At 75.3% G+C, this 9,048-nt stretch carries 5 protein-coding genes; 3 read left to right on the top strand and 2 right to left on the bottom strand.

What is annotated here, in order from left to right:
- The first annotated feature begins 172 nt into the window (after positions 1-172).
- From QIS99_RS31725 to QIS99_RS31715, 3 genes are all read left to right on the top strand, one after another.
- Positions 173-1,696: a hypothetical protein gene (locus tag QIS99_RS31725; RefSeq protein WP_282517218.1), complete on the top strand. Its 1,524-nt coding sequence runs from the start codon at positions 173-175 to the stop codon at positions 1,694-1,696.
- 52 nt (positions 1,697-1,748) lie between these two features.
- Positions 1,749-2,645: a hypothetical protein gene (locus QIS99_RS31720; protein ID WP_282517217.1), complete on the top strand. Its 897-nt coding sequence runs from the start codon at positions 1,749-1,751 to the stop codon at positions 2,643-2,645.
- Positions 2,646-2,730: 85 nt separating this feature from the next.
- A complete protein-coding gene (locus QIS99_RS31715) occupies positions 2,731-7,437 on the top strand; it encodes a coiled-coil domain-containing protein (protein WP_282517216.1) in 4,707 nt (1,568 codons plus the stop codon).
- 56 nt (positions 7,438-7,493) lie between these two features.
- Here the strand turns inward: QIS99_RS31715 and QIS99_RS31710 are convergent, their stop codons facing one another.
- A complete protein-coding gene (locus tag QIS99_RS31710) occupies positions 7,494-8,294 on the bottom strand; it encodes an IclR family transcriptional regulator (protein ID WP_282517215.1) in 801 nt (266 codons plus the stop codon).
- A 135-nt stretch (positions 8,295-8,429) separates the two neighbouring features.
- On the bottom strand, positions 8,430-8,864 hold the full coding sequence (locus QIS99_RS31705; protein WP_282517214.1) for a hypothetical protein: 435 nt from the start codon (positions 8,862-8,864) through the stop codon (positions 8,430-8,432).
- Positions 8,865-9,048: the final 184 nt, after the last annotated feature.

Raw genomic sequence — 9,048 nt, 5'->3', positions numbered from 1 at the left:
CCGGCGGGGCTGGTCGATGGGGCCGGTCGGCGGGGCGCCGTCACGCCGCGTGGTCGCCACGTGACGCCAACTCCCCGTATGAAAACGGCAAATCGGGCGGCGAGGGGGCCCGGACCCCGTCTCACCTGCGTCGTTTCGGCCGTTGTCAGTGGGACCGCCTAATCTTTCCGATGTGACTGCACCTGCCCCGGCCAACGCCGTACCTTCCCCGGCTCCGGGCCCGGCCGCCGACGAGGGCCTGGCCCGGCGCCTGCGCGCCCTCGCCTGCACGGCCCCGCTGCACGACCTGGACACCCGCAAGGCCAACCTCGCGGGCGAGTACTCGGTGTACGCGATGGCGGAAGTGGCCCTCTCCGCGATCGACCTGGTCACGCTGAACATGGACTTCGACACGGGCGCGGACCACGACCAGATAGTGGCCAGGCTCGTCCCCCGCATCGCCGCCCAGGCGCCCGGCCGCCCCAGCGCCGAGCACGAGCGGGTGGCCCGCTGGGTCCTGGAGAACCTGATCAACGTCGGCAGCGTCGACCGCGGCTTCCGCGCGGTGTACGGCACGTTCGGCCCGGACGGGACGTACGTCCGCCGGGACTACGACTTCAAGCTGATCGAGGAGGTCCCCGGCTACGGCGGCGGTGTCTACCTGCGCACCACCGACGAAGCGGTCAACGTCCTGGTGGGCGCCCTCGACACCGACGTGACCAGCGCCCAGATCGCCGCCGAGGTGAAGCTGGAGGTGCTGATCAGCCGCGGCCGCCTCGCCGACGCCCAGCTCGCCGCCGAACAGGCCCGCTACCGCACCGTGCAGTACAGCGAGACGCTCCGCCGCGCCCTCGACGCCACCCGGCGCAACGTCCGCGCGGTCGACTGGCTGGAGGCCGTCCCCGACATGATCGCCGAGGCCCTCGACCACGTCGCCGACCGGTACCGCCACGAGAACGCCATCCTCACCAACATCCGCAAGGCGCGCGACGAGGCCGAGGCCGGATCTGATGCAAAAGCGGGCGAGCACAAGCGCCGCGCCGCCGAGCTCGTCGACATCGTCAAGGACTGCATCCGCCGCCACACCCAGCTCCAGTCCCGCCTCCTCGAAGCGGGCCCCTTGTTCCGCGCCGAGCAGGACCGCCAGGCCTTCGCCCCGCCCGCCGCCCGCGCGGGGCTCGACCTCTACGGCCAGCTGGTCGCCCCCGTCCTGCCGCTCCCCGTCGAGCAGGCGCTGCGCGTCACCGACGCGTTCTTCGCGCGCGGCGTCGGCCTGCGCACGCCCTCGGCGGTCCGCGTGGGCGACCTGGTCGACCTGCTGCTCACCCCGCCCCTGGAGCGCGAACACCTGGGCGCCGAGATGCCCGAGCCCGACCTGGTCGCCACCCCGGACGACAGCCGGTTCAGCGAGGAGCAGCTGGCCGCCGCCATGGAGCTGCTCGACCTGGAGCACGACGCCCCGCGGCGCCTTTCGGGACTGCTCGCCGAGGCGCGCCGCGCCGATCCCGAACTGCCCTACCTGGTCGCCCTGCTGGCGGTGCACGCCGCGAGCCCGCCGGTGGGCACCGCGTACCGGCAGGGCGAGCCGAAGCTGCTGTTCGCCGTGGACGACGGCGCGGAGCTCGACGACCCGGAGTTCGGGGGCGCCGACCTGATCGTGGGCACGGCACTGCTCGACGCGGTGGGCATGGCGGCGGACCGGACGGAGGCCGCATGAGAGCCCCCGCCCAGCGCCCCGGCCTTTTCCGTACGTACGAGGAGCAGTACCCGTGACCGACCAGCACCCGGACACCGCCCCCTGGAGCGAGCCCGACACGCGGCCCGCGCCCGCGGCCGTCACGCCCGCGGATGCCGCCGACGCCGCGCGGCTCGTGTCCTTCGGACTCCAGCCCAAACTGCAGCCCGCGCGGGACGCCGAGTACACCGAACTGCTGCGCAGATACCGCGAGGACGCGCCCTTCGCGCGGCTCGCCGACGCCGTCGCGACCGGCCTCGGCCTGGTCGTCCTGGAGGTCTCCCCGCGCGCGGGGATGGCCGTCACCGCCGCCGAGGACTCCGTCTTCGCGGTCCGCATGGGCGACTATGCGCGCCGCGCCTCCTCCGACGCCGGCGACCGCTTCCTGCACGGCCTCGCCCACCTCGCCGTCGCCGCCCTGGCCTTCCCGCGCCCGGAGGACCTCGCCGACGACGCGTACATCGGCCGCGTCACCGTCAACGGCGTGGACGCCTTCGTCCGGCAGGCCTGCAGCCGCCTGGAGGAGCGCGCCGAGGAGCAGGGCGAGAACACCGACCCGGCCAGCGAAGCACCCGGCCTGGAGGCCGCCTGGCGGATCTGGGCGCGGCGCAGCTCCACCGGCGCCACCAAGGACGCCCGCCGCCTCGCCGGATCCACCACCGGCATCGTCGGCAAGGCCGTCGCGTTCCTCACCGACTCCGGCTTCCTGCAGCGCACCGGCGACGACTCGGGGGGTACGTACCGCACGACCGCCCGCTACCAGCTGCAGGTGCGCGACATGGCGGGCGGCGCCGCGATGGCCGAGCTCCTCGACCTCGGCATCGTGCCCGTCACCGACGGCTCCGCCAGCCTGCTGTCCGCCGAGGCCGAGGGTGACCTGGAGCTGGCCGAAGGCGCGGGGCTGCCCTTCCACGCCGACGAGCGGTCCTAGCCCCCGCGGCTGCCAACCCCCCTGTACGACACACGACTTCAGACTTACTCAGCCTTACTCAGACTTACGACGAGAGTCCGCCGCCATGTACGAGCTGTCCCGGATCCGCCTCTACTCCATCGGACCAGCCGGTGCGCGCTACGCCGACACCGTGCTCGACCTGCGTGGAGTCGGTGCCGCCGTGCCCGACCCCGCGCCCACGCAGGCGGAGTTCTTCGCGGACGAGCCCGCCGGACCGCCGCGTCGGCCCGCCCCGGCGGGCGTGCTCTTCCTGGAGAACGGCGGCGGCAAGTCCGTACTCCTGAAGCTGATCTTCTCCGTGATGCTGCCCGGCCACCGCAACACCCTGGGCGGCGCCAGCTCCGGCGTGCTGCGCAAGTTCCTCCTCGCCGACGACTGCGGGCACGTCGCCCTGGAGTGGCAGCACACCCTCACCGGTGAGTGCGTCGTCGTCGGCAAGGTCAGCGAGTGGCGCGGCCGCCAGGTCTCCAACGACCCGCGGAAGTTCGCCGAGGCCTGGTACTCCTTCCGGCCCGGGCCGGGGCTCAGCCTGGACAACCTGCCGGTGGCCGAGGCGACCTCTATGCGCGCCGCCGAGGGCGCCTCCGGGGCACAGGGCCGCCGCCGCACCATGAAGGGCTTCCGGGACGCCCTCACCGAGGCGGGCAAGGCGTACCCGCACCTGGAGGTGCACTGGGAGGAGATCCACGACCGCTGGAACGAGCACCTCGGCGACCTCGGCCTCGACCCCGAACTCTTCCGCTACCAGCGGGAGATGAACGCCGACGAGGGCGAGGCGGCGGGCCTCTTCGCCGTCAAGAAGGACTCCGACTTCACCGACCTGCTGCTCCGCGCGGTCACCGACACCCGCGACACCGACGGCCTCGCGGACCTCGTCAGCGGCTTCGGCAACAAGCTCGGCCGGCGCGCCGAACTCATCGCCGAGCGGGACTTCACGGCCGGCTCCGTCGATCTCCTCGGCCGTATCGTCGAGGGCACCGAGGTGCGGGCACGCGCGCGTGACGTGCATACCGGCGCCGAGCGCCGCACCCGTACGCTCGCCCGCAGGCTCTCCGCCCGCGCCGCCGAGGAACGCGGCCGCGCCGCCGACCTCGCGCAGCGGGTCACCGCCGCCGCCCACACCGTCACCGAGGCCGAGCAGAAGCGCGCCCGCAGCGCAGCAATCGCCGCCGAACTCGCCTACCGGCATGCCTCGTTGGCGCTGACCGCCGCCGAGAAGGCCGCCACCGCGCAGAAGCGGGAGCTGGCCGACGCCCGTACGCTGCACTCCGCCTGGCAGGCCGCCGAGGCCGTACTCCGGCACCGCGCGGCGGCCGACCGCTCCGCGCGCGTGGCCGCGGCCATCCGCGAGGCCGAGCGGGACGCCGCCCCCGCGCTCGCCGCCCGCGCCAAGGCCGCATCCGAGCTGGTCCGCGCCCTGCACGCGGCCGCCGCTGACGGCGAGCGGCACGCGGGCGAGGAGGAGGAGCGCTCCGCCGCACTCCAGGAGGCCGGCGAGACCGCGCACCGCGACGCCACCGCCGCCGCCACCGAGGCGCAGCGCGCCCGCAGCGAGGCCGGCCACCTGCGTCAGCGCCTCGCCGAGGTCGAGCAGGAGACCGCCGAGGCCGTCCGCGCGGGCTGGATCGACGACGCGGCGCCCGACGCGGACCCGGCCCGCGCCGCGCTCGCCGCCAGCGACGCCGAGAAGACCGCGGTCGCCGCCTGGGACACGGCCCGGGAGGCCGCGCGCGGCGCCGCCGACTGCGCCAAGGAGGCCGCCTCCGCGGAGGCCCGCGCCGAACTCACCGCCGCCCGCGCCGCGGACGCCGCCGAGGCCGCGGCGCACGCCTGGGACGCCGAGCGCACCGCCGCCGAGTCCCTGGCCGCCGAGGACCGCCTCGCCGAACTCCTCGGCCTGCCCGGCGCCGCCCGTGCCGCCCGCCGCGCGGTGCCCAAGGCGCGCGCCGCCACCGCGACGGACGGCGAGCCGGACCGCGCGTACGACACGGCCTCCGAGACCGCCGGCGGCGCAGCCCCGGGTGAGCAGGGCGCGCCCGAAACCGCCCTCAGCTTCGCGGAGTTGGACCGCTTCGCGGACGAGCTGAAGGAACTCCTGGAGCAGGGCGTCGGCAACGCCGAGCGCCAGCTGTTCGACCTGCGCACCGCCGCCGCCGACGACGCCCGCATCCTCGGCGCCCTCGGCGACGGCGGCCTGCTGCCGCCCGGCCCCGACGTCCTGGCCACCGTCGAGTACCTGGGCGAGCAGGGCATTCCCGCCCTGCCCGGCTGGCGCTACCTCGCCCAGGCCGTCGACCCGGCGGACCACGCGCGCGTGCTCGCCGCCCGCCCCGAGCTGGTCGACGGCGTGGTCATCACCGACCCGGACACGCACGCACGCGCGCGTGAAGTGCTCGACGGCGCCGCCCTGTTGCCGCGTTCCGCCGTGGCCGTCGGCACCGCCGCCGCGCTCGTCGCACCGACCCCGGCCCCGGAGACAGGGGCCACCGCGCAGGACGTCTTCCTCGTACCGCCGAACCCGGCCATGCACGACGAGCACGCCGCCGACGAGGAGCGGCAGGCGCTGCGTACGCGCGCCGCCGAGCGGGACGAGGAGATCCGGCAGCTCGCCGCGCGCCTCGGCAAGGACCGCGAGCTGGCCGCCCGGCTCTCCTCCTGGCGCACCGGCTGCCCGGCCGGGCGGCTCGGCGAGCTGGCCGAGGCCGCCCGCGCGGCCCGTACGTTCGCCGACGAGTCGGAGGCCGAGCTGGCCGAGGCGCGCACCGCACGCGCGGAGGCGGACGAGGCCGCCGCCGACGCCGCGCGGGTGCGGGACGAGCGGCAGGAGGCCGCCCAGCGCGCCCGCCGCGCCGCCGACGCCCTCGCCGGGCTCGCGTTCCGGCTCCGGGAGCGGGCCGCCTGGCAGGCCAAGCTCCGCGAACTCGCCGACGAGGCCGTGGAGTCCGAGGCCCGCGCGCAGTCCTGCCTGGAGCGGGCCCGCGCCGCCGACGAGGACCGCAGGGCCGCCCAGCGCGCCGCGGACGACGCCCACCGCACCGCCCGCGCACTGCGCGCCGAGCGGGCCGAGATCGCGGGCGCCCCGGAGGACGAGTCGCTCGACGCCGAGCCGCCGAACGCCCCGCTGGCCGCGCTTCGCGAGGCGTACCGCGCGGCGTCGCAGCTGTACGAGAAGGTCGGCGTCGGCGCCGACCTGCGCGCCGACCAGGCCCGCGCCGAGGGCGACGAGAGCGCCGCGCTCGCCGAGCTCGACCGGCTCAGCAACAAGGTCCGCACCCGCGCCGCCCAGCTTCTTGAGGGCACCGACGGCGCCGACGGCCCGTCCCGGCAGGCCGCCGCCGCGCGCGCGGAGTCGCTGGTGCAGATGCTGGAGACCCGCATGTCGGCGGCGAGTGAGCAGCTCGGCCGGCTGCGCGGCGAGGCCGAGCGACACGCGCCCGAGGACGGCGACGCGCACACCGAGCTGCCGGACGACCTGGTCCCGTCCGACGCCGAGCACGCGCAGAGCCTGCTGCGTACCGCCGCCGCCGAACTCGCCGCCTGCACCGAGGCGTTGGGGCAGGCCAAGGAGGCGCACACCGAGCTGCTTCGCGCCCACCGCACCGCCGAGGACGGTGCGGGCGGCTTCGACGAGACGGCGGCGCTCCTGCGGGACCTGCTGCGCGATCACCAGGACGAAGCCGCTCAGGAAGGCACGGAGCTGCCCGAGCCGTACCCCGGCTCCCTGGAGGAGGCCCGGCAGTCCGCCGCCGAGGCCCGCCGCTCGCTGCGCGGCTGTGCCGCCGACCTGTCGGCCGCCGAGGCCGCGGTCCGCGAGGCCAGTGACGTGCTCGTACGCCATGCCAACTCCACGCGGTACGAGCAGGTGCGCACCCCTGCCCGGCAGCAAATCCGGGAGCTGCCCGCGTCCGCGCTGCCGGAGCACGCGGCGAAGTGGGCCGAGGCCTTCGCGCCCCGGCTCCGCGTCCTCACCGACGAGTTGGCGCAGCTGGAGCGCAACCGCGACTCGATCGTGGACCGGCTGCGGGGCCTCGTCGAGTCCGCGCTGGCCACGCTCCGCTCGGCGCAACGGCTGTCCCGGCTTCCGGAGGGCCTGGGCGAGTGGTCCGGCCAGGAGTTCCTGCGGATCCGCTTCGACGAGCCGGACCAGGCGACGCTCACCGAACGCCTCGGCGAGGTCGTGGACGAGGCCACGCGCGCGGCCGTGAAGAAGAACTCCGACCTGCGGCGGGACGGAATGTCCTTGCTGCTCAGGGGAGTTCAGGCCGCGATCGAGCCGCGCGGCGTGTCCGTCGAGATCCTCAAGCCGGACGCGGTGCTGCGCGCCGAACGGGTGCCCGTCGGACAGATGGGCGACGTGTTCTCCGGCGGCCAGCTGCTCACCGCGGCCATCGCGCTGTACTGCACGATGGCGGCGCTGCGCTCCAACGACCGGGGCCGCGACAAGCACCGGCACGCGGGCACGCTGTTCCTGGACAACCCCATCGGCCGCGCCAACGCCACCTACCTGCTCGAACTGCAGCGGGCCGTGTCGGACGCGCTCGGCGTCCAGCTCCTCTACACCACCGGCCTGTTCGACACGACCGCGCTCGCCGAGTTCCCGCTGGTCATCCGGTTGCGGAACGACGCGGACCTGCGGGCCGGGCTGAAGTACATCAGCGTCGAGGAGCACCTCCGCCCGGGCCTGCCGCAGCAGGACCCGGAGGGCGAGACGGTGCACGGCGAGATCACGGCGACGCGGATGTTCAAGCGTCCGGCGGAGGGGGACGAGTAGCACGGACCCCGGTCCCGACCCCGACCCCGCCCCCCGACAGCGCACGGAGTTCGTCGTCAGAAGCCGTAGCCCATCCGCCTGGACAGGTCACCGGCGACGGCGGCCGTCCGCTCGGCCAGCTCGCCGAGGCGGTCCTCCGTCAGCCGGTAGACGGGCCCGGACACGCTGAGCGCGCCGATCACCTTGCCGTCGTGCGCGCGCACCGGGGCCGCTACCGCGGTGAGGCCGACCTCCAGCTCCTCCAGAGCGCGCGCGTGCCCCTGCTCGACCACGGCGTCAAGGTCCGCGCGGAGCTGCGCCGTGCCGGTCACGGTGTGCTCGGTGAAGCGCGGCAGGGCGCGGGCGAGCAGGCCCTCCCGCAGGGCTTCCGGCAGGTGGGCGAGGAGGACCTTGCCGCTGGACGTGGCGTGCAGCGGGGTGCGGCGGCCGAGCCAGTTCTGCGCGGTCACGGCAGCGGAGCCGCGGGCCTGCATGATGTTGACCGCCGCGTCGTCGTCCAGGACCGCGATGTTGACCGTCTCACCCAGCTCGTCGGCCAGCTCGCGGCAGACCGGCGCGCCCTCCTGCGAGATGTCCAGCCGTACGGCGGCGGCGCCCGCGAGGCGCAGCACTCCGGCGCCGAGGAAGTACTTGCCGCGCTCCGTCGAATGGGACACAAGGCCGCGGTTCTCCAGGGCGTGGACCAGGCGGAAGGCCGTCGACCTGTGTACGTCCAGCTCTTCCGCGATCTCCGATACGGCCGCCTCGCCGTGCCGGGCCAGGATCTCCAGGACACTCACCGCGCGGTCCACGGACTGGACGGCGCTCGCGCTGCGGTTGGGCTCCTTGCCCGAAGCCTTCTTCTGTCGTCCGGTCATCGGTCCGTTCTCACCACCTGGAGGCGGGAAGGGCCTGACGCGGTGGACTTCCCGCCCGGAATCTGTTGCGTATCGAGCTCGCGCGAGCGTTCTGCGCAACGTGATGCTATCGAATGGCCGTGCCGGCTGATCGGCTCAGGCGCGGGAGAGCCGTCTGCCGCCCGCCGCGCCCCCTGGCCGGGCCCGCGCTGTTGAACGGGCCGCGCGGCGGGCGCGGCGGCGCTCCTTGCGGAGCCTGCGGGCGGTGCTGGCGGGGGAGGACACCACGCCGTACCGCTGGTTCCAGACCTGTCTCGTGACCCAGACGTCAAGCACCGACCATGTCGCCACGACCGTGCTTGCCACGCTGCTCAGGACCATCGGGAAGGACAGCCAGGAACCCGCGAGCGTGCACAGCAGCGCCACCATGCCCTGCGTCAGCGTCACGGCCACGATGATCACCGCGCGGACCGCCGCCGTCCGCACCGGTTCCGGCATGCTCGGCCGCCCCACCGGGTCGTCCACCCACAACTGCCGCTGTCGCTCGGTCTGTTCGTCCCGCTGCGGACCCCCGTGCGCCGCCGTGCCCATCGACTCACTCCCCACGCTGTGCAGCCGGTCGTCCCGGTGCCTTCGCCCGACCCCTCATGAGCTGCCCGCCTTGCACCGGATTACGCCACCCCGTCGGGGGGGGGGGGGGGGGGGGGGGGGGGCGCCCCCCCCCCCGCGGCCCCCCGGCCCCCCCCCCCCCCCCCCCCCCCCCCCCCCCCCCCCC

Source organism: Streptomyces solicavernae, from assembly GCF_029968095.1.
Lineage (GTDB): Bacteria > Actinomycetota > Actinomycetes > Streptomycetales > Streptomycetaceae > Streptomyces > Streptomyces solicavernae.
The sequence above is the reverse complement of the archived record's forward strand: the minus strand, read 5'-3'. Positions and strand labels throughout refer to the sequence as shown.

Bases quoted from the DNA above. Each gene is read 5' to 3' on its own strand.
- QIS99_RS31715 (WP_282517216.1), top strand. From the start codon at position 2,731: ATGTACGAGCTGTCCCGGATCCGCCTCTACTCCATCGGACCAGCCGGT.
- QIS99_RS31705 (WP_282517214.1), bottom strand. From the start codon at position 8,864: ATGGGCACGGCGGCGCACGGGGGTCCGCAGCGGGACGAACAGACCGAG.
- QIS99_RS31710 (WP_282517215.1), bottom strand. From the start codon at position 8,294: ATGACCGGACGACAGAAGAAGGCTTCGGGCAAGGAGCCCAACCGCAGC.